The organism is Kosakonia sp. R1.Fl, from assembly GCF_023516815.1.
GTDB lineage: Bacteria > Pseudomonadota > Gammaproteobacteria > Enterobacterales > Enterobacteriaceae > Kosakonia.
This window is the reverse complement of the sequence record NZ_JAMGSQ010000001.1, coordinates 4,845,536-4,866,053: the sequence shown is the minus strand read 5'-3', so window position 1 is coordinate 4,866,053 and position 20,518 is coordinate 4,845,536. Positions and strand designations below refer to the sequence as shown.

The following is a 20,518-nucleotide window of genomic DNA, read 5'->3' as shown; positions in this document are numbered from 1 at the left end:
AAAGGATAAATAATGAGTAGCGTAGATATTCTTGTTCCCGATCTGCCCGAGTCCGTTGCTGACGCGACCGTTGCGACCTGGCACAAAAAACCAGGCGATAGCGTACGACGCGACGAAGTGTTGGTCGAAATCGAAACTGACAAAGTGGTACTGGAAGTACCGGCGTCGGCAGACGGTATTCTGGACGCGGTGCTGGAAGATGAAGGCACCACTGTGACCTCCCGCCAGATCCTGGGCCGCCTGAAAGAGGGCAACAGCTCTGGTAAAGAGAGCAGCGCCAAATCTGAAGAGAAAGCGTCCACGCCGGCACAGCGCCAGCAGGCCTCGCTGGAAGAGCAAAACAATGACGCACTGAGCCCGGCGATCCGTCGCCTGCTGGCTGAGCACAACCTCGAAGCCAGCGCTATCAAAGGCACGGGCGTCGGTGGTCGTATCACTCGCGAAGATGTTGAGAAACACCTGGCGAAAGCACCGGCGAAAGAAGAGAAACCGGCTGCTGCTCCGGTGAGCGCCCCGGTGGCACCGCTGGCTGGCCGCACCGAAAAACGCGTGCCGATGACCCGTCTGCGCAAACGTGTTGCTGAGCGTCTGCTGGAAGCGAAAAACTCCACCGCCATGCTGACCACGTTCAACGAAGTCAACATGAAGCCGATTATGGATCTGCGTAAGCAGTACGGTGACGCGTTTGAAAAACGTCACGGTATCCGCCTGGGCTTTATGTCTTTCTACGTGAAAGCGGTGGTTGAAGCGCTGAAACGCTACCCGGAAGTGAACGCGTCCATCGATGGCGATGACGTGGTTTACCACAACTATTTCGATGTCAGCATGGCGGTTTCCACGCCGCGTGGTCTGGTAACACCGGTGCTGCGCGATGTCGATACGCTGGGCATGGCGGATATCGAGAAGAAAATCAAAGAGTTGGCAGTGAAAGGCCGTGACGGCAAACTGACCGTTGACGATCTGACCGGCGGTAACTTCACCATCACCAACGGTGGGGTGTTCGGTTCGCTGATGTCTACACCGATCATCAACCCGCCGCAGAGTGCGATTCTGGGTATGCACGCCATTAAAGATCGCCCGATGGCGGTTGATGGCAAGGTTGAGATCCTGCCGATGATGTACCTGGCGCTCTCTTACGACCACCGTCTGATTGACGGTCGCGAATCCGTTGGTTTCCTGGTAGCCATCAAAGAGCTGCTGGAAGATCCGACTCGCTTGCTGCTGGACGTCTAGTGTCCTTAGCCCGGCAACGTCCGTTGCCGGGCCACTATAACGAACACCTGCTTTGTAGGCCGTCATCCGGCGTGACAAATTAAATGAAGGATGGATAGAACACATGAACTTACACGAGTATCAGGCGAAACAACTGTTTGCCCGGTCAGGTCTGCCGACTCCGGTTGGTTACGCCTGTACTACCCCGCGTGAAGCCGAAGAAGCGGCATCCAAAATCGGCGCAGGCCCTTGGGTGGTTAAATGCCAGGTCCATGCAGGCGGCCGTGGTAAAGCGGGCGGCGTAAAAGTCGTCAACAGCAAAGAAGATATTCGCGCCTTCGCGGAAAACTGGCTGGGCAAACGCCTGGTGACCTACCAAACAGACGCGAACGGCCAGCCGGTAAACCAGATCCTGGTTGAAGCGGCGACTGATATCGACAAAGAGCTGTATCTGGGCGCGGTGGTTGACCGTAGTTCTCGCCGTGTCGTGTTCATGGCCTCCACCGAAGGTGGCGTGGAAATCGAGAAAGTGGCGGAAGAGACCCCGCATCTGATCCACAAAACCACCATCGACCCGCTGACCGGCCCGATGCCGTATCAGGGACGCGACCTGGCATTCAAACTGGGTCTGGAAGGCAAGCAGGTTCAGCAATTCACCAAGATTTTCATGGGCCTGGCGACCATTTTCCTTGAGCGCGATCTGGCGCTAATTGAAATCAACCCGCTGGTTATCACCAAACAGGGCGATCTGATCTGCCTCGACGGCAAACTGGGTGCTGACGGCAACGCTCTGTTCCGCCAGCCGGAACTGCGCGAAATGCGCGACCAGTCGCAGGAAGATCCGCGCGAAGCGCAGGCAGCGCACTGGGAACTGAACTATGTTGCACTGGATGGCAACATCGGTTGTATGGTCAACGGCGCAGGTCTGGCGATGGGCACCATGGACATCGTGAAACTGCATGGTGGCGAGCCGGCGAACTTCCTGGACGTGGGCGGCGGTGCGACCAAAGAGCGCGTGACCGAAGCGTTCAAAATTATCCTTTCCGATGAGAACGTGAAAGCCGTACTGGTTAACATCTTCGGCGGTATCGTGCGTTGCGACCTGATCGCTGACGGTATTATCGGCGCGGTAGAAGAAGTAGGTGTTAACGTACCGGTGGTTGTGCGTCTGGAAGGTAACAATGCTGAACTGGGCGCGAAACGCCTGGCGGACAGTGGCCTGAATATTATTGCAGCGAAAAGTCTGACGGATGCAGCACAGCAGGTTGTTGCCGCAGTGGAGGGGAAATAATGTCTGTTTTGATTGATAAGAACACCAAAGTTATCTGCCAGGGCTTCACCGGAAGCCAGGGGACTTTCCACTCCGAGCAGGCAATTGCCTATGGCACCCAGATGGTTGGCGGCGTTACCCCGGGCAAAGGCGGCACTACGCACCTCGGCCTGCCGGTGTTTAACACCGTGCGCGAAGCGGTTGAAGCAACTGGCGCGACGGCTACCGTGATCTATGTTCCGGCACCGTTCTGTAAAGACTCGATCCTCGAAGCCATCGACGCGGGCATTAAACTGATTATCACCATTACTGAAGGTATTCCGACGCTGGATATGCTGACGGTGAAAGTGAAGATGGACGAAGCTGGCGTGCGCATGATTGGCCCGAACTGCCCGGGTGTTATCACCCCAGGCGAGTGCAAAATCGGTATCATGCCTGGTCATATTCATAAGCCTGGTAAAGTCGGTATTGTTTCCCGTTCCGGTACGCTGACCTATGAAGCGGTTAAACAGACCACGGATTACGGTTTCGGCCAGTCCACCTGTGTAGGCATCGGCGGTGACCCGATCCCGGGTTCAAACTTTATCGATATCCTGAAACTGTTCCAGGAAGATCCGCAGACCGAAGCGATTGTAATGATCGGTGAGATCGGCGGCAGCGCGGAAGAAGAAGCGGCAGCGTATATCAAAGATCACGTGACCAAACCGGTGGTGGGTTATATCGCTGGCGTGACCGCGCCAAAAGGCAAACGTATGGGCCACGCAGGCGCCATTATTGCCGGTGGTAAAGGCACTGCGGATGAGAAATTCGCTGCTCTGGAAGCGGCAGGCGTGAAAACCGTGCGCAGCCTGGCCGACATTGGCGAAGCGCTGAAATCTGTTATCAAATAAAACCTTATTGCTCCTCCATGTAGGGGAGCAAGTATCCTTTCGACATGGTTGGCCGCTCCCGTAGCGGCCTTTTTTATGGCTGCAGTTTACGTACCTGCGTGTTTGCCGCACTAAGGATACGCCCGTCTGCTGCCTGCGGTTGCATCGGCAGAATAGCTTCACCGCTTTGGCTATCAATCAACACGGAATGCGGCTCGTTCGGCGCGAAAAGATGCTGTTCGCCCCACTGGCGTAGCGCCACGACGACCGGAAACAACGACTCACCTCTTTTTGTCAGCACATACTCCTGATACGCCGTGCCGTCTGATGCCGGCTGGGTGGTGAAAATACCCGCTTCCACCAGTTTGCGTAGCCTGTCGGTAAGAATATTGCGCGCCACGCCAAGACCACGCTGAAAATCGCCAAAACGGCGCGCGCCATCAAAAGCGTCACGCACGATAAGCAGTGCCCAGCGATCGCCAATCAAATCGACAGAACGCGCGACGGGGCAAGGTTGAGTATTCAGTTGCACGGTGAATCTCCGGTTTAACATTCTGGTTGCATTTTAAAACTGGTTTATCTACCCTTCAACTAGTTTCGTTTTGCAACCAGGATCGAATATGAATAAAAACGCACAGGCAACGCCGCGCGGTGTCATCGCCTTGTTTGCGGTAGCCAGTGGTTTATGTGTGGCGAATGTCTATTACGCGCAGCCGCTGCTGGATGCACTGGCGCAGAGCTTTGCTATCAGCCAGGCAACTGTCGGCGGCGTGGTGACGGCGACACAAGTGGGATCGGCACTGGCCTTACTGCTGTTGGTGCCATTGGGCGATGTTGTTGAGCGACGCAGGTTAATGTTGGTGCAGTTGCTGGCGCTGGTGGGTGCGCTTGCCGTCGTCGCGCTGGCGCAATCGGCAACTGTGTTGCTTGTGGGTATGCTGGCGACGGGGTTACTGGGCACGGCGATGACACAAGGGTTGATTGCCAGCGCAGCCAGCATTGCTAATGAACAGGAACGGGGCAGGGTAGTGGGTGCGGCGCAAGGCGGCGTTTTTATCGGCCTGCTATTAGCGCGAGTTTTTGCCGGTGTTATTAGCGATTTAGCGGGTTGGCGCGCGGTTTATGGCGTCTCGGCATCGCTGATGCTGGTGTTATTGCTGCTGCTCTGGCGGCGGTTACCTGTTATGCGCAGCGCGATGATTTCTGTCAGTTGGTTACGTTTGATGACCTCAATGCTGGGGCTGTTACGCACGCATCGCGTACTGCAAGTCCGCGGCGTATTGGCTTTGTTGATGTTTGCCGCTTTTAACATTTTCTGGAGCGCAATGGTGCTGCCGTTAAGCGCGGCACCGTTTGGTTTCTCCCATACGGCTATTGGCTTGTTTGCCCTGGCGGGCGTTGCGGGCGCGCTGATGGCGGCAAAAGCCGGGCGCGAAGCGGATCGCGGCAACGCGCAGCACACAAGTTTGCTGGCGCTTTTTTTGTTGCTGCTGGCCTGGTGGCCGCTGTCACAGCTACAACACTCTCTGGTGTTGTTTATTTTCGGCATTGTTTTGCTCGATCTTGGTGGTCAGGCACTGCATGTGACAAATCAGAGCCTGATTTTGCGTACCCACGCCTCGCAGCACGGCAGACTGGTGGCGTTGTATATGCTGTTTTACGCTCTTGGCAGCGGACTGGGTGCCATGGCAACGACGGCGATTTATGCTGCTTTCGGCTGGCAGGGGGTTTGCTTGCTTGGCGCAGCAGTAACGTTGCTGGCGCTTATCGTCTGGGTCGAAACCCGGCGCTGGATGCTTTTCAGTAATAACCTATAAAATAAAAGGGTATTAGCGTGTAGGAAATATAACGAATAATCACTGCGCGGTGTTAAGTATGATAATCGTGGAAGTGAAATAATTGTAAAATAAACAAGGTAATCACCCGCTTTAATTTTACGTCCCCCTTTAGATGCAACGAGTGTCTCATTTTTTAGATGAATGATAAACGTTAAATAAAGTCGCCATTATTTATCTTTACTTGCCGATTGATAACCATTAATGGCGTTAAAATGAACATACTGTTAACAATGTTTTTACTGTGACCATACACCAGAAACAAAATTAACAATACAGAATAAAATTGATTTAAATCAATATTTAAAAGCTTGGAAAAGGTGCTGAAAATCGTTAAATTGTCGCCGATCAAATTGGTGCAAAAATGGTAAATTCGCTATAAATTGATCACTGTCGAAAAACGTAAAACTAACTCAATAAAAACCTTTTTATTGTAAGGGTTTTGCGGAGTAATATATGCGTGAGATCAATTCGAGTTTTTTATTAACCTGGTTGTAACTTTTTTCATTCATTGTCACGCTTTATGTGACGTGAATAAAACAGTGCAGCAATTTTGTATTGGGGCATGCGTGTGAACCTTCGCTAACGGGGTTTACTCTCGGAGTCTTCATGCGATGAGCAAGGAGTCATAATGTTAGATATAGTCGAACTGTCGCGCTTACAGTTTGCCTTGACCGCGATGTACCACTTTCTGTTTGTGCCACTGACGCTCGGTATGGCGTTCCTGCTGGCAATTATGGAAACGGTCTACGTCCTCTCCGGCAAACAGATTTATAAAGATATGACCAAGTTCTGGGGCAAGTTGTTTGGTATCAACTTCGCACTGGGCGTGGCTACCGGTCTGACGATGGAGTTCCAGTTCGGGACTAACTGGTCTTACTATTCCCATTATGTTGGGGATATCTTCGGTGCGCCGCTGGCCATTGAAGGTCTGATGGCCTTCTTCCTCGAGTCTACGTTTGTAGGTCTGTTTTTCTTCGGTTGGGATCGTCTGGGCAAAGTGCAGCATATGGCAGTGACCTGGCTGGTGGCTCTTGGCTCCAACTTGTCCGCACTGTGGATTCTGGTCGCAAACGGCTGGATGCAAAACCCGATTGCTTCTGATTTCAACTTTGAAACCATGCGCATGGAGATGGTGAGCTTCGCTGAGCTGGTGCTTAACCCGGTTGCACAGGTGAAATTCGTTCATACTGTGGCGTCTGGTTATACCTGTGGTGCGATCTTTATCCTTGGCATCAGCTCCTACTACCTGCTGCGCGGGCGCGACATCGCCTTTGCTAAACGCTCTTTTGCTATTGCTGCCAGCTTCGGTATGGCCGCAGTGCTGTCTGTTATTGTGCTGGGTGATGAATCCGGCTACGAAATGGGCGACGTGCAAAAAACCAAACTGGCTGCGATTGAAGCCGAATGGGAAACTCAGCCTGCACCGGCGGCGTTTACCCTGTTTGGTGTACCGGACCAGGATAAGCAAGAGAACAAATTTGCTATCCAGATCCCATATGCGCTGGGCATCATCGCCACCCGTTCTGTTGATACGCCGGTTATTGGTCTTAAAGATCTGATGGTGCAGCACGAAGAACGCATCCGTAATGGTATGAAAGCGTATCAGTTGCTGGAGCAACTGCGCGCAGGCTCTACCGATCAGACCATTCGTGACCAGTTCAATAACATCAAAAAAGATCTTGGTTATGGCCTGCTGCTGAAACGCTATACGCCGAATGTGGCTGACGCGACAGAAGCGCAGATCAAGCAAGCGACTAAAGACTCCATCCCACGCGTTGCGCCGCTGTATTTCGCATTCCGTTTGATGGTGGCTGCTGGCGTGCTGATGCTGCTGATTATCGGTGCCTCTTTCTGGACCGTGATTCGTAACCGCATCGGTGAGAAAAAATGGCTGCTGCGTGCTGCGCTGTATGGCATCCCGCTGCCGTGGATTGCTATTGAAGCAGGCTGGTTTGTTGCAGAGTACGGTCGTCAGCCGTGGGCGATTGGTGAAGTGCTGCCGACCGCAGTTGCGAACTCATCGCTGACCGTTGGCGATCTGCTGTTCTCCATGATTCTGATTTGCGGCCTTTATACGCTGTTTATGGTGGCGGAAGTGTTCCTGATGTTCAAATTTGCTCGCCTTGGGCCGAGCAGTCTGAAAACAGGTCGCTATCACTACGAGCAGTCCACCGTGGCTTCTCAGCCGGCACGCTAAGACAGGAGTCGTCAAATGATTGATTATGAAATATTACGTTTTATCTGGTGGCTGCTGGTTGGCATTCTGCTGATTGGTTTTGCGGTCACCGACGGCTTCGACATGGGCGTGGGTATGCTGACCCGCGTGCTGGGTCGTAGCGACACCGAACGCCGCGTGATGATTAACTCCATCGCGCCGCACTGGGACGGTAACCAGGTTTGGCTGATCACCGCTGGTGGCGCGCTGTTTGCCGCTTGGCCGATGGTTTACGCTGCCGCGTTCTCCGGTTTTTATGTGGCGATGATTCTGGTGCTGGCTTCCCTGTTCTTCCGTCCGGTTGGTTTTGACTACCGTTCGAAGATTGAAGATATGCGCTGGCGCGGCATGTGGGACTGGGGCATCTTCATCGGCAGCTTTGTTCCGCCGTTGGTGATTGGTGTGGCATTCGGCAACTTGCTGCAGGGTGTGCCGTTCCATCTCGATAATGATATGCGCCTGTTCTACACCGGTAACTTCTTCCAGTTGCTGAACCCGTTTGGTCTGTTGGCCGGCGTGGTGAGCGTTGCGATGATCCTGACTCAGGGCGCGACGTACCTGCAAATGCGTACCGTTGGCGAACTGCATCTGCGTGCTCGCGCCACGGTGCAGATTGCTGCATTGGTTACGCTGGTTTGCTTCGCACTGGCGGGCGTGTGGGTGGTTTACGGTATCGATGGCTACGTGGTGACTTCCGTTATGGATCATCATGCTGCGTCTAACCCGTTGACTAAAGAAGTAGCGGTTCAGGCGGGTGCCTGGCTGACTAACTTCAACAACATGCCTGTGCTGTGGCTGGTGCCGGCGCTGGGCGTAGTGTTGCCACTGCTGACCGTGCTGACGGCGCGTCTGGATAAAGCCGCGTGGGCGTTCGTGTTCTCTTCACTGACGCTGGCGTGCATCATCCTGACTGCTGGTATCGCGATGTTCCCGTTCATCATGCCGTCAAGCACTATGCTGAAAGCAAGCCTGACCATGTGGGATGCAACATCGACTCAGTTGACGCTGAACCTGATGACCTATGTGGCGTTGGTTTTTGTGCCGATTATTCTGCTGTACACCACCTGGTGTTACTGGAAAATGTTCGGTCGCATTACTAAAGAGCACATTGAAAGCAATACCCACTCTATGTACTAAGTAAGGAGCAGAATATGTGGTATTTCGCATGGATTTTAGGAACGCTTCTTGCCTGTGCTTTCGGAGTGATTACCGCGCTGGCGCTGGAACATGTTGAAGCGACCAAAGCCGGGAAAGAAGAACACTGATGGAAAAAATTATCGCAAAACTCTATGCGGTAATGGACAAGGGCCCGTTAAGGGCCCTTTCCTTAATCATGGCATTACTGCTGGCGGGTTGTATCTTCTGGGATCCCTCCCGTTTCGCGGCCAAAACCAGCGAGCTGGAGATTTGGCACGGGCTGTTATTAATGTGGGCGGTGTGTGCCGGTGTAGTTCACGGTGTCGGCTTTCGCCCGCGCGCGCTTCACTGGAAGGGGTTTTTCTGCCCGCCAGTCGCTTTTCTGGTCATGCTTGCGGGGCTTGTTTTTTTCTTCTTTTGAATAAGAAATATCCGCTATCCTCATGGGCTTGCAAAAGCCCATAAATTTTTACTCTCCGTTTACCTCAACCCATTCCAAAGCATCTTGCCCGCGCGTATAGTAGCGAAGTTTAAAAGCTCTAACTTTTTTTGCATTACCGGGATGTAAAGTGAATACAACGCTGTTTCGATGGCCGGTTCGGGTCTATTACGAAGATACCGATGCCGGTGGCATGGTTTACCACGCCAGCTACGTTGCTTTTTATGAAAGAGCCCGCACTGAGATGCTGCGCCACCATCACTTTAGCCAACAGGTTTTGTTGGCTGAGCGCGTTGCATTCGTGGTACGCAAAATGACGCTGGAGTATTTTGCACCCGCCAGACTCGACGACATGCTCGAAGTCCAAACGGAAGTTACATCAATGCGCGGAACCTCGATGGTTTTCTCGCAGCGGATTGTCAATGCAGAGAATAAAGTGCTGAACGAAGCTGAAGTGCTGATTGTCTGTGTTGATCCACTCTTAATGAAGCCTCGTGCGCTTCCCAAGTCTATTGTCGCGGAGTTTAAGCAGTGACTGACATGAACATCCTTGATTTGTTCCTGAAGGCTAGCCTTCTGGTCAAACTTATCATGTTGATTTTGATTGGTTTTTCTATCGCATCCTGGGCAATCATCATCCAGAGAACGCGCATCCTCAACGCAGCAGGGCGCGAAGCGGAAGCCTTCGAAGACAAGTTTTGGTCCGGCATCGAACTGTCTCGTTTGTATCAGGAAAGCCAGGGACGCCGCGATAATCTAAGCGGTTCGGAACAAATCTTTTATAGCGGTTTCAAAGAGTTTGCCCGCCTGCACCGCGCTAACAGCCACGCGCCAGAAGCGATTGTTGAAGGGGCATCGAGAGCGATGCGTATTTCGATGAACCGCGAACTGGAAACGCTGGAAAACCATATTCCTTTCCTTGGTACCGTCGGTTCTATCAGCCCGTATATCGGCCTGTTCGGTACGGTATGGGGGATCATGCACGCCTTTATCGCGCTGGGCGCGGTGAAGCAGGCGACGTTGCAAATGGTTGCGCCAGGTATCGCCGAAGCGTTGATCGCAACAGCTATCGGTCTGTTTGCTGCCATTCCAGCGGTTATGGCTTATAACCGACTGAACCAGCGCGTGAACAAACTGGAACTGAATTACGACAACTTTATGGAAGAGTTCACGGCTATTCTGCATCGCCAGGCATTTGCCAGCAGCGATAGCAACAAGGAGTAAGCCATGGCCAGATCGCGTGGACGGGGCCGTCGTGACCTTAAGTCTGAAATCAACATCGTACCGTTGCTGGACGTGTTGCTGGTGCTGCTGCTGATCTTTATGGCGACGGCACCGATCATTACGCAAAGCGTAGAGGTTGATCTGCCGGATGCGACACAGTCGCAAACCGTCAGTACCAATGACGATCCTCCGGTCATTATTGAGGTTTCCGGTGTCGGACAGTACAGCGTGGTGGTGGAAAAAGATCGTATGGATCAACTGCCGCCGGAGCAGGTGATTGCGGAGGCGCAGCGTCGCCTGCAATCCAATCCGAAAACCGTGTTCTTAATCGGCGGGGCGAAAGATGTGCCGTACGATGAAATCATTAAAGCGCTGAACCTGTTACATAGCGCGGGTGTGAAATCAGTCGGCTTGATGACGCAGCCTATCTGATCACCGGCTTAACAGGCGGACAGTTTTTGGGAACCGAGAGTGTCAAAGGCAACCGTACAAAACGACAAGCTTAAGCGAGCAATAATCATTTCGGCTGTGCTACACGTAATTCTTGTGGCGCTGCTGATCTGGAGCTCGTTTGATGAGCATATTGATGCTTCTTCAGGCGGTGGCGGTGGCTCTGCGATTGATGCGGTGATGGTCGATCCGGGCGCTGTGGTGGAAAATTACAACCGCCAGCAGCAGCAGCAAGCCAGTGCGCAGCGCGCCAAAGAGCAGCGTGAAAAACAGGCGCAACAGCAAGCGGAAGAGCTGCGTGAAAAGCAGGCTGCCGAGCAGGAGCATTTAAAACAGCTGGAGCAGGAGCGTTTACAAGCGCAGGAAGCGGCGCGCGAACAGGCTGAGCAGCAGAAAAAAGCGGAAGAGGCGGCGAAACAGGCTCAACAGCAGCAGAAACAAGCTGAAGAGGCGGCCGCGAAAGCCGCAGCTGACGCAAAAGCAAAAGCTGACGCGCAGGCAAAAGCAGCAGAAGAAGCTGCGAAGAAAGCGGCTGCCGACGCGAAGAAAAAAGCGGAAGCCGAAGCCGCGAAAGCTGCCGCAGACGCACAGAAAAAAGCCGAAGCGGAAGCGGCGAAAGCAGCTGCTGATGCGAAGAAAAAAGCCGAGGCCGAAGCCGCGAAAAAAGCGCAGGCTGAAGCGGCTAAACAAGCTGCCGCCGAAAAAGCGGCAGCGGAGAAAGCCGCCGCCGCGGAGAAAGCGGCTGCTGAGAAGGCTGCAGCAGAAAAAGCCGCCGCCGAGAAAAAAGCTGCAGCAGCAAAAGCAGCTGCCGATAAAAAAGCGGCTGCAGAGAAGGCCGCGGCAGCCAAGAAAGCCGCTGCGGAGAAAGCTGATGCCGCAGGCGTTGACGATCTGTTTGGCGATTTAAGCTCCGGTAAGAATGCACCGAAAACGGGTGGTGGAGCGAAAGGGAATAATGCAGCTCCCGCCGGTTCTGGTAACACTAAGAACAACGGCGCGTCCGGTGCAGACATTAATAACTATGCAGGGCAGATTAAATCGGCTATAGAAAGCCGCTTCTATGACGCCTCCTCCTATGCGGGGAAAACCTGTACGTTACGTGTCAAACTGGCGCCAGACGGTATGCTGTTAGATATTCAGTCGGAAGGTGGCGATCCGGCCCTTTGCCAGGCTGCGCTTGCTGCAGCGCGACAGGCAAAAATGCCGAAACCGCCAAGCCAGGCTGTATATGAAGTGTTCAAAAATGCGCCACTGGACTTTAAACCTTAAGGTACACTTTCCCTCGCAATCTGCGGGGGAGATCGTGCAGAGGCTGTCCTGACGCGGGTAGTTTTGTCTATTGAGTTTGTTAAAATTCTGCTAAATTATCGCGGGTTTTCCGCCCGGATAAGGGAGATATGATGAAGCAGGCATTACGTGTTGCATTTGGTTTTCTGATGCTGTGGGCAGCTGTGCTGCACGCAGAAGTACGTATCGAGATCACCCAGGGGGTGGACTCGGCACGCCCGATCGGCGTCGTGCCTTTCCAGTGGGGTGGCCCTGGCGCTGCGCCTGAGGATGCTGGCGGTATCGTTGCTGCGGATCTGCGCAACAGCGGCAAATTCAATCCACTCGACCGTTCACGTCTGCCGCAGCAGCCTGGCAGCGCTCAGGAAGTGCAGCCAGCCGCGTGGTCAGCACTGGGTATTGACGCGGTGGTTGTCGGCCAGGTGACCCCGAATCCTGACGGCAGCTACAATGTCGCTTATCAGCTGGTGGATACCGGTGGCGCACCGGGAACCGTACTGGCGCAAAATTCCTTTAAAGTGAACAAACAGTGGCTGCGTTACGCCGCTCACGCTGCCAGTGACGAAGTATTCCAGAAACTGACCGGCATTAAAGGCGCGTTCCGTACCCGTATCGCTTATGTTGTGCAGACGGCTAACAGCCAGTTCCCGTATGAATTGCGCGTTTCCGACTATGACGGTTACAACCAGTTCCTGGTGCATAAATCTCCGCAGCCGTTGATGTCTCCGGCATGGTCACCAGATGGCTCTAAACTGGCGTACGTGACGTTTGAGAGCGGTCGTTCTGCACTGGTTATCCAGACACTGGCTAACGGCAGTGTTCGTCAGGTTGCTTCGTTCCCGCGTCACAACGGCGCGCCGGCGTTCTCACCGGATGGCTCTAAACTGGCGTTCGCACTGTCGAAAACCGGTAGCCTGAACATTTACGTCATGGACATCGGTTCTGGTCAGATCCGCCAGGTCACCGATGGCCGCAGCAACAACACGGAACCGACCTGGTTCCCGGATAGCCAGACTCTGGCTTTCACCTCTGACCAGGCTGGGCGTCCGCAGGTTTATAAAGTGGGCATTAATGGCGGCGCAGCACAGCGTATCTCCTGGCAGGGTTCGCAGAACCAGGACGCAGATATCAGCAGCGACGGCAAATTTATGGTGATGGTTAGCTCTGACGGTGGTCAGCAGCACATCGCTAAACAAGATCTGGAAGCGGGTGGCGTACAGGTTCTGACGTCAACGTTCCTGGATGAAACGCCAAGTCTGGCACCTAACGGCACAATGGTAATCTACAGCTCTTCTCAGGGGATGGGATCCGTGCTGAATCTGGTTTCTACAGATGGGCGTTTCAAAGCGCGTATTCCGGCGACTGATGGACAGGTTAAATTCCCTGCCTGGTCACCGTATCTGTAATAATAAATAATTGATTATAAAGGAATCAAAGAAATGCAACTGAATAAAGTGCTGAAAGGCCTGATGCTGGCTCTGCCTGTAATGGCGATCGCTGCATGTTCTTCTCACAAGAATGCAAGCGACCAGAGCGGCGAAGGCATGATGGGTGCTGGCACTGGCATGAACGGTAGTGGCAACATGTCCTCCGAAGAACAAGCGCGTCTGCAAATGCAACAGCTGCAGCAGAACAACATTGTTTACTTCGATCTGGACAAATATGACATCCGTTCTGACTTCGCAGCGATGCTGGATGCTCACGCTAACTTCCTGCGTAGCAACCCGTCCTACAAAGTCACCGTAGAAGGTCACGCTGACGAACGTGGTACTCCGGAATACAACATCTCCCTGGGCGAACGTCGTGCTAACGCCGTTAAAATGTACCTGCAGGGTAAAGGCGTTTCCGCTGACCAGATCTCCATCGTTTCTTACGGTAAAGAAAAACCTGCAGTACTGGGTCACGACGAAGCGGCTTACGCTAAAAACCGTCGCGCCGTACTGGTTTACTAAGAGAATTGCATGAGCAGTAACTTCAGACATCATCTGTTGAGTCTGTCGTTACTGGTTGGCATAGCGGCCCCCTGGGCCGCTAATGCTCAGGCGCCAATCAGTAGTGTCGGCTCAGGCTCGGTCGAAGACCGTGTCACTCAACTCGAGCGTATTTCCAATGCTCACAGCCAGCTTTTAACTCAACTCCAGCAACAACTCTCCGATAATCAGGCCGATATTGATACGCTTCGTGGGCAAATCCAGGAAAATCAGTATCAACTGAACCAGGTGGTTGAACGCCAACAGCAAATTTTGCAGCAGATAGGCAATCTTAGCAGTGGCGGTGCGGCGGGGCAGACGCAGCAGACGTCCGGCGATCAGAGCGGTGCGGCAACGCAGGCTCCGGCAGCGGATTCTGGTGCCAACACGGGGGCGGCAAACACTGGCGCGCCCGTACAAAGTGGTGATGCCAATACCGATTACAATGCTGCGGTTGCGCTGGTGCAGGATAAATCCCACCAGGATGAAGCTATCGCTGCTTTCCAGAATTTCGTCAAAAAATACCCTGATTCAACCTACATACCGAATGCCAACTATTGGCTCGGTCAGTTGAATTACAACAAGGGCAAAAAAGACGATGCTGCTTATTACTTCGCTTCAGTGGTGAAAAATTTCCCGAAGTCGCCTAAAGCGCCAGACGCTATGTACAAGGTCGGCGTGATTATGCAAGACAAAGGGGATACAGCAAAAGCGAAGGCGGTTTACCAGCAGGTGGTCAGTAAATACCCTGGCACCGAAGGCGCGAAACAAGCGCAAAAACGTCTTGGTTCGATGTAATGCATAGCACATGACCAGAAATCGAGCTTTTTCTGGTCTTGTCGCATGAATCATAAGCAGTTAAGTGATATTCATCGAAATTGTTGTTGCGCTCAATTCTTAAATCAGTAATATATGCCGCCGTTGCCAAGGGATATCACACAACCAGAAGCAGCGCAAAAGTGGGTCGTTAGCTCAGTTGGTAGAGCAGTTGACTTTTAATCAATTGGTCGCAGGTTCGAATCCTGCACGACCCACCACGTAAAGCAGTATCCAGCGCAGTATCGGGTGATTAGCTCAGCTGGGAGAGCACCTCCCTTACAAGGAGGGGGTCGGCGGTTCGATCCCGTCATCACCCACCACTCGGGTCGTTAGCTCAGTTGGTAGAGCAGTTGACTTTTAATCAATTGGTCGCAGGTTCGAATCCTGCACGACCCACCAATTTAACATCCATCCAATGGTGTTAAACGTGAAGGATAACGTTGCATCAGCAGCGTCCGGCTAAAAGCGAGCCATCCTGCGCGATCAGCCACGTAATGTGGTCACAGATAAAATTATCTTCGAAGTCGCTACCCGTATGGGTCGTTAGCTCAGTTGGTAGAGCAGTTGACTTTTAATCAATTGGTCGCAGGTTCGAATCCTGCACGACCCACCAATTTAACATCATATTGGCGCCGGTTAACTTCGAAGAACAATCCCGAAAGGGGTCGTTAGCTCAGTTGGTAGAGCAGTTGACTTTTAATCAATTGGTCGCAGGTTCGAATCCTGCACGACCCACCAATGTAAAAAAGCGCCCTAAAGGCGCTTTTTTGCTTTCTGCGATATTCAAAGATTCGACAAAATTGTCGGGAACAATTTTGAACAACGCGTAGCGTTGGCCCGCAGGGCGAGTCTCAGGATGAGACGAGTAACTCTGCAGCAGGTTCGGGTCGAACGTAGTGAGACAACGGAGCCGCCTGTGGCGACGACCCGAAGGGCGAGTAAAGCGAGTCATCCTGCACGACCCACCAATGTAAAAATGGCGCTGGCGGCGCTTTTTTGCTTTCTGCTATTCCACAAAAATTCTCCACGACATTTTTTTTCTAATCAGCTATCTTGTTTAGTATATAAAACACCGGTGCGCTAATGACGTCACGTATTTGCGTTGTTCTGGTAATTAAGTTAAGCAAGCAAAACGAGTAAGCATGATGAGCGTAATGTTTGATCCTGAAACCGCAATCTATCCGTTCCCGCCTAAACCCGCACCGCTAAACCTGCATGAGAAGCAGTTTTACCGCGAGAAAATCAAGCGCTTGCTCAAAGAGCGAGATGCGGTGATGGTTGCACACTACTATACCGACCCGGAAATTCAGCAACTGACGGAGGAGACCGGCGGTTGTATCTCTGATTCGCTGGAGATGGCGCGTTTCGGTGCCAGACATTCCGCCTCAACGCTGCTAGTGGCTGGCGTACGTTTTATGGGGGAAACCGCCAAAATCCTCAGCCCGGAAAAAACCATCCTGATGCCGACTTTGCATGCGGAATGCTCGCTTGATCTCGGCTGTCCGGTTGAAGAGTTCAGCGCCTTTTGCGATGCGCACCCGGATCGCACCGTGGTGGTTTACGCCAACACCTCTGCTGCCGTGAAAGCGCGTGCCGACTGGGTTGTGACCTCAAGCATCGCGGTAGAGTTAATTGAGCATCTCGACAGCCTTGGCGAGAAAATTATCTGGGCTCCGGATCGCCATCTCGGTAATTATGTACAAAAACAGACCGGCGCGGATGTGCTGTGCTGGCAGGGCGCGTGCATCGTGCATGATGAATTCAAAACGCAAGCTCTGACGCGCATGAAAGCGCTCTATCCTGATGCTGCCATCCTCGTGCATCCTGAATCGCCGCAGTCAGTCGTAAATCTTGCAGATGCAGTCGGTTCAACCAGCCAGCTTATCGCTGCGGCAAAAACACTGCCGAATAAGCAACTTATCGTCGCGACCGATCGCGGTATCTTTTACAAAATGCAGCAGGCCGTGCCGGAAAAAGAGTTACTGGAAGCGCCAACCGCAGGTGAGGGAGCGACATGCCGCAGTTGCGCGCATTGCCCATGGATGGCGATGAACGGTCTGAAAGCTATCGCTGAAAGCCTGGAAAATGGTGGCGCGGAGCATGAAATCCACGTTGATGCCGCGCTGCGTGAAGGCGCGCTGCTGCCGCTTAACCGTATGCTCGATTTTGCGGCTACACTACGTTCTTAGTGAATAATCAATGCGTAGCAATACGCTGTGGGGAAAGAATGGATTTTTTTAGTACGCAGAACATCCTGGTGCATATCCCGATTGGCACCGGTGGGTACGATCTTTCATGGATTGAAGCCACAGGCACACTGGCCGGTTTATTGTGCATCTGGCTCGCCAGCCTTGAGAAGCTCAGTAATTACGCGTTTGGTCTGATCAACGTGACGCTGTTTGCGATTATTTTCTTCCAGATCCAGCTGTATGCCAGCTTACTGCTGCAGCTGTTTTTCTTTGCCGCCAACATTTATGGCTGGTATGCCTGGTCACGGCAAACCTCGCAGAATGAAGCTGAATTACAAATCCGCTGGCTACCGTTACCCAAAGCGATGAGCTGGCTGGCGGTATGCGTGGTGGCGATTGGTTTGATGACTTTCTTTATCGATCCGGTCTTTGCATTCCTGACGAAAATTGCCGTGGCCGTCATGCAAACCTTAGGGCTGAATGTGGTCATGCCGCAATTGCAGCCCGATGCGTTCCCGTTCTGGGACTCCTGCATGATGGTGCTCTCCATCGTGGCGATGATCCTGATGACGCGCAAATACGTTGAGAACTGGCTGCTATGGGTGGTGATTAACGTGATAAGCGTGGTGATTTTCGCGCTGCAGGGTGTCTGGGCGATGTCGCTGGAGTATCTGCTCCTGACCTTTATCGCTCTTAACGGCAGCAGAATGTGGATTAACAGCGCGCGTGAGCGGGGTTCTCACGCGCTTTCGCATTAATGCGAGTGTGAATGGTGGTGCTCAGGCTGCGTCTCGCCCAGATGGCAGTCTGGCCCGCTACAGGGCTGGTACTCCATCTGCACCGTCGCATGATCAATCTCATAATGATGTGCCAGAAAGTGGTGGATCTCGCCCAGTAGCTTGTCATGGTCGCGCGGTGGGATCACCTGCACATGCAACGTCATGAGCGGTTTTTCACCGACCAGCCAGACATGCACGTGGTGAACATCACGCACCTCCGGGATAGCGCGTCGCAGATGGCGCTGCAACGCGCCAATATCCATCGAGCCCGGCGCACCTTCCAACAACTCGTTAACGCTCTCTTTCATTAGCCGCCAGGCGCTGCGTAACACCAGCGCGGAAACCAGCACTGAAAGTATCGGGTCAATCGGCGTCCAGCCGGTGAACAAAATCACCAGTGCCGCAGCGATGGCACCCACAGAACCGAGTAAGTCACCCAGCACATGCAGTGCGGCGGCGCGGACGTTCAGGTTCTTCTCCTCGCTTCCCCGGTGCAGTAACCAGAATGCCAGCACGTTGGCCACAAGCCCGGCAATCGCAATCACCATCATGGTTAAGCCTGCAACGGGCTGCGGATGTGTGAAACGCTGAATCGCTTCCCAGACAATCCACACGGTAATCAGCACCAGTGCCAGCGCATTGATGAATGCTGCAAGCGTGGTCAAACGCAGCCAGCCAAACGTACGGTGAGCGCTGGGTGGCTGGCGCGCAAAGTAAACCGCTAATAACGCAAAAAGCAGCGCGGCGGCGTCCGTCAGCATATGGCCGGCATCGGCCAGCAGCGCCAGCGATCCGGAAACCAGGCCGCCGACCACTTCGATAACCATAAAAACGGCAGTAACGATAAACGCTAGCAGCAGGCGGCGGGCGTTGGCATCAGCGGGAGTGTGCGAGTGTGAATGCGCCATGGGCGGGTCGTTCCTTGTAATTATTTTAACGCCTTACATCATTACAGATTTTTCAGTTTGCGGGGGAGACGGGAGAGAAAAAAGTAAGGAGAGCCGAAGCTCTCCCTGATGATTAATGCACCGGATTTTACTGGGTTGTGCCGTCGGTTTTCTTATCGACGCTATGGTTGTTACCGCTTTCGGTTTCAACCTTTTTGTTCACATCCGGGCAGCGACCATCTTTACACATAGTGTTTTTATGCACCTTATCTTTGCTCATATGCTGCTTAGCGCTGTGTTGAGAGGTCGAGTTGGTATTCATGCTACCACTGTTGATCTGGCTGTTATCCACATTGTTTGGCGCAACATTCTGTTTGGCGTCCGGTGCTGGTTGGCCTGCAGCCGCTGCGGCATTGGCATCACCGTTACTGTCGGTAGAAGAGGCTGCGTCGGCCGCGTAGGCTGCGCCCCCTGCGAAAGTCAGCGTCGTCGTCAGTAAAAGTGTCGCTAATTTATTCATTTTCATCATGATGCTCCTGTTCCGGTCGTTTTTACCGCCGTTGGGGCCGGTAAAAGCAGCGCGAACGAACTATCACGCTCAGTGGTTAAAGATACCATTCATGCGCTGTATGGCAGCATAGAATAGCGATAAAATGAAAAATAGAAGTGTTAACAGTTAAAAAGTGTAGCGCTGATATCACCGCTCGCTACTTTTTAACGCGATTTGACCGTATTCCAGGAATTATCCGGTCGAAGTGTAAAATCGCGTTTACACTTCGGCGCCGACGAGATAGATTGGAAAGATTGCATTCATCAAAAAAAGTATGGCCAGACTGGAACGAACATGAATTATCAGAACGACGATTTACGTATCAGAGAGATCAATGAGTTATTACCTCCTGTAGCACTCCTTGAAAAATTCCCCGCCACTGAAACCGCCGCCAATACGGTCTCGCATGCCCGCAAAGCGATTCATAAGATCCTGCGCGGAAATGACGATCGTCTGCTGGTGGTTATTGGTCCGTGCTCCATTCACGATCCTGCGGCGGCGAAAGAGTATGCTTCGCGCCTGCTGGCTTTGCGTGAAGCGTTAAAAGACGATTTAGAAATCGTTATGCGCGTTTACTTCGAAAAACCGCGTACCACAGTGGGCTGGAAAGGGCTGATTAACGATCCGCACATGGATAACAGTTTCCAGATTAACGACGGTTTGCGTATTGCGCGTAAGCTGCTGCTGGAAATTAATGACAGCGGTTTACCGGCGGCGGGGGAGTTCCTCGATATGATCACCCCACAATACATGGCCGATCTGATGAGCTGGGGAGCGATTGGCGCGCGTACGACGGAATCGCAGGTGCATCGCGAGCTGGCTTCCGGCCTCTCATGCCCGGTGGGATTCAAAAACGGCACCGATGGCACCATTAAAGTCGCCATTGACGCGATTAACGCTGCAGGTGCGCCGCACTGCTTCTTGTCCGTCACCAAATGGGGTCACTCCGCCATTGTAAACACCGCCGGTAACGGTGATTGCCACATCATTCTGCGCGGCGGTAAAGAGCCAAACTACAGCGCGAAACATGTCGCGGAAGTAAAAGTGGGTCTGCAGAAAGCTGGCCTGGAGCCGCAGGTGATGATTGACTTCAGTCATGCTAACTCCAGCAAACAGTTCAAGAAGCAAATGGAAGTGGGCGCGGATGTGTGCCAGCAGATCGCAAGCGGTGAAAAAGCCATTATCGGTGTGATGATTGAAAGCCATCTGGTGGAAGGCAACCAGAGCCTGGAGAGCGGTGAACCGCTGGTGTACGGTAAAAGCGTTACCGACGCCTGCATCGGCTGGGACGATACCGAAACTATTTTGCGCCAGCTCGCGGCGGCAGTGAAAGCGCGACGCAGTTAACGGTTGCACAAATAAAAAAGCGTGGAATTTTCCACG

21 protein-coding genes, 5 tRNA genes and 1 other RNA gene are annotated in these 20,518 nt (G+C 53.0%); 24 read left to right on the top strand and 3 right to left on the bottom strand.

The window, feature by feature from the left end; translation table 11 throughout:
* Positions 1-12: 12 nt before the first annotated feature.
* The 3 genes from odhB to sucD all read left to right on the top strand — a co-directional run bounded on the left by odhB (position 13) and on the right by sucD (position 3,372).
* Positions 13-1,233, top strand: a complete 1,221-nt coding sequence (gene odhB, locus M8Q36_RS23100; RefSeq protein ID WP_249882516.1) for a 2-oxoglutarate dehydrogenase complex dihydrolipoyllysine-residue succinyltransferase — start codon at positions 13-15, stop codon at positions 1,231-1,233.
* Between the two features lie 103 nt (positions 1,234-1,336).
* A complete protein-coding gene (sucC, locus tag M8Q36_RS23095; RefSeq protein ID WP_017455943.1) occupies positions 1,337-2,503 on the top strand; it encodes an ADP-forming succinate--CoA ligase subunit beta in 1,167 nt (388 codons plus the stop codon).
* Positions 2,503-3,372, top strand: coding sequence for a succinate--CoA ligase subunit alpha (gene sucD / locus M8Q36_RS23090; protein ID WP_249882515.1), 870 nt, complete (start codon positions 2,503-2,505; stop codon positions 3,370-3,372). Before sucC ends, sucD begins: the two co-directional genes overlap by 1 nt.
* Before the next feature lie 73 nt (positions 3,373-3,445).
* Here sucD and M8Q36_RS23085 read toward each other — a convergent pair whose 3' ends face one another.
* Positions 3,446-3,904, bottom strand: coding sequence for a winged helix-turn-helix transcriptional regulator (locus M8Q36_RS23085; RefSeq protein ID WP_249882514.1), 459 nt, complete (start codon positions 3,902-3,904; stop codon positions 3,446-3,448).
* A gap of 67 nt (positions 3,905-3,971) precedes the next feature.
* Between M8Q36_RS23085 and M8Q36_RS23080 the strand changes: the two genes are divergently transcribed.
* The 20 genes from M8Q36_RS23080 to pnuC all read left to right on the top strand — a co-directional run bounded on the left by M8Q36_RS23080 (position 3,972) and on the right by pnuC (position 17,677).
* Positions 3,972-5,168: an MFS transporter gene (locus M8Q36_RS23080; RefSeq protein ID WP_249882513.1), complete on the top strand. Its 1,197-nt coding sequence runs from the start codon at positions 3,972-3,974 to the stop codon at positions 5,166-5,168.
* Positions 5,169-5,817: 649 nt separating this feature from the next.
* Positions 5,818-7,386: a cytochrome ubiquinol oxidase subunit I gene (gene cydA, locus M8Q36_RS23075; protein ID WP_249882512.1), complete on the top strand. Its 1,569-nt coding sequence runs from the start codon at positions 5,818-5,820 to the stop codon at positions 7,384-7,386.
* A gap of 15 nt (positions 7,387-7,401) precedes the next feature.
* Positions 7,402-8,541, top strand: a complete 1,140-nt coding sequence (cydB, locus tag M8Q36_RS23070; protein WP_017455948.1) for a cytochrome d ubiquinol oxidase subunit II — start codon at positions 7,402-7,404, stop codon at positions 8,539-8,541.
* Positions 8,542-8,555: 14 nt separating this feature from the next.
* A complete protein-coding gene (gene cydX / locus M8Q36_RS23065) occupies positions 8,556-8,669 on the top strand; it encodes a cytochrome bd-I oxidase subunit CydX (RefSeq protein WP_004100325.1) in 114 nt (37 codons plus the stop codon).
* A complete protein-coding gene (gene ybgE / locus M8Q36_RS23060) occupies positions 8,669-8,962 on the top strand; it encodes a cyd operon protein YbgE (protein ID WP_249882511.1) in 294 nt (97 codons plus the stop codon). The genes cydX and ybgE overlap by 1 nt, the downstream gene beginning before the upstream one ends.
* Positions 8,963-9,110: 148 nt before the next feature.
* A complete protein-coding gene (gene ybgC / locus M8Q36_RS23055) occupies positions 9,111-9,515 on the top strand; it encodes a tol-pal system-associated acyl-CoA thioesterase (protein ID WP_017455950.1) in 405 nt (134 codons plus the stop codon).
* On the top strand, positions 9,512-10,204 hold the full coding sequence (tolQ, locus tag M8Q36_RS23050; protein ID WP_017455951.1) for a Tol-Pal system protein TolQ: 693 nt from the start codon (positions 9,512-9,514) through the stop codon (positions 10,202-10,204). The genes ybgC and tolQ overlap by 4 nt, the downstream gene beginning before the upstream one ends.
* Before the next feature lie 3 nt (positions 10,205-10,207).
* Positions 10,208-10,636 carry a colicin uptake protein TolR gene (gene tolR, locus M8Q36_RS23045; RefSeq protein ID WP_017455952.1) on the top strand — a complete coding sequence of 143 codons (429 nt, stop codon included), beginning with the start codon at positions 10,208-10,210 and terminating at the stop codon, positions 10,634-10,636.
* A gap of 39 nt (positions 10,637-10,675) precedes the next feature.
* Positions 10,676-11,923: a cell envelope integrity protein TolA gene (tolA, locus tag M8Q36_RS23040; RefSeq protein WP_249882510.1), complete on the top strand. Its 1,248-nt coding sequence runs from the start codon at positions 10,676-10,678 to the stop codon at positions 11,921-11,923.
* 131 nt (positions 11,924-12,054) lie between these two features.
* Entirely contained in the window at positions 12,055-13,347 is a 1,293-nt protein-coding gene (gene tolB / locus M8Q36_RS23035) for a Tol-Pal system beta propeller repeat protein TolB (protein WP_017455954.1), read from the top strand.
* Between the two features lie 33 nt (positions 13,348-13,380).
* Positions 13,381-13,893: a peptidoglycan-associated lipoprotein Pal gene (pal, locus tag M8Q36_RS23030; RefSeq protein ID WP_017455955.1), complete on the top strand. Its 513-nt coding sequence runs from the start codon at positions 13,381-13,383 to the stop codon at positions 13,891-13,893.
* 9 nt (positions 13,894-13,902) lie between these two features.
* Positions 13,903-14,709, top strand: a complete 807-nt coding sequence (gene cpoB, locus M8Q36_RS23025; RefSeq protein ID WP_020457066.1) for a cell division protein CpoB — start codon at positions 13,903-13,905, stop codon at positions 14,707-14,709.
* Between the two features lie 163 nt (positions 14,710-14,872).
* Positions 14,873-14,948: transfer RNA gene (locus tag M8Q36_RS23020), tRNA-Lys, on the top strand.
* A 26-nt stretch (positions 14,949-14,974) separates the two neighbouring features.
* Positions 14,975-15,050: transfer RNA gene (locus M8Q36_RS23015), tRNA-Val, on the top strand.
* 3 nt (positions 15,051-15,053) lie between these two features.
* Positions 15,054-15,129: transfer RNA gene (locus M8Q36_RS23010), tRNA-Lys, on the top strand.
* Positions 15,130-15,267: 138 nt separating this feature from the next.
* A tRNA-Lys gene (locus tag M8Q36_RS23005) sits at positions 15,268-15,343 on the top strand.
* 49 nt (positions 15,344-15,392) lie between these two features.
* Positions 15,393-15,468 (top strand) — tRNA-Lys (locus tag M8Q36_RS23000).
* Positions 15,469-15,562: 94 nt separating this feature from the next.
* A non-coding RNA gene (locus tag M8Q36_RS22995) (RtT sRNA) lies at positions 15,563-15,698 on the top strand.
* Between the two features lie 177 nt (positions 15,699-15,875).
* Complete coding sequence (gene nadA, locus M8Q36_RS22990) at positions 15,876-16,919, top strand: quinolinate synthase NadA (protein WP_249882841.1); 1,044 nt, start codon at positions 15,876-15,878, stop codon at positions 16,917-16,919.
* Positions 16,920-16,957: 38 nt separating this feature from the next.
* Complete coding sequence (gene pnuC, locus M8Q36_RS22985; protein WP_249882509.1) at positions 16,958-17,677, top strand: nicotinamide riboside transporter PnuC; 720 nt, start codon at positions 16,958-16,960, stop codon at positions 17,675-17,677.
* On the opposite strand, the gene zitB is transcribed toward pnuC, so the two are convergent.
* Positions 17,674-18,606 carry a CDF family zinc transporter ZitB gene (zitB, locus tag M8Q36_RS22980; protein ID WP_249882508.1) on the bottom strand — a complete coding sequence of 311 codons (933 nt, stop codon included), beginning with the start codon at positions 18,604-18,606 and terminating at the stop codon, positions 17,674-17,676. The genes pnuC and zitB overlap by 4 nt on opposite strands.
* A 127-nt stretch (positions 18,607-18,733) precedes the next feature.
* Positions 18,734-19,111 carry a protein YbgS gene (locus tag M8Q36_RS22975; protein ID WP_249882840.1) on the bottom strand — a complete coding sequence of 126 codons (378 nt, stop codon included), beginning with the start codon at positions 19,109-19,111 and terminating at the stop codon, positions 18,734-18,736.
* 318 nt (positions 19,112-19,429) lie between these two features.
* Between M8Q36_RS22975 and aroG the strand changes: the two genes are divergently transcribed.
* On the top strand, positions 19,430-20,482 hold the full coding sequence (aroG, locus tag M8Q36_RS22970; RefSeq protein WP_249882507.1) for a 3-deoxy-7-phosphoheptulonate synthase AroG: 1,053 nt from the start codon (positions 19,430-19,432) through the stop codon (positions 20,480-20,482).
* The last annotated feature ends 36 nt before the right edge of the window (positions 20,483-20,518 follow it).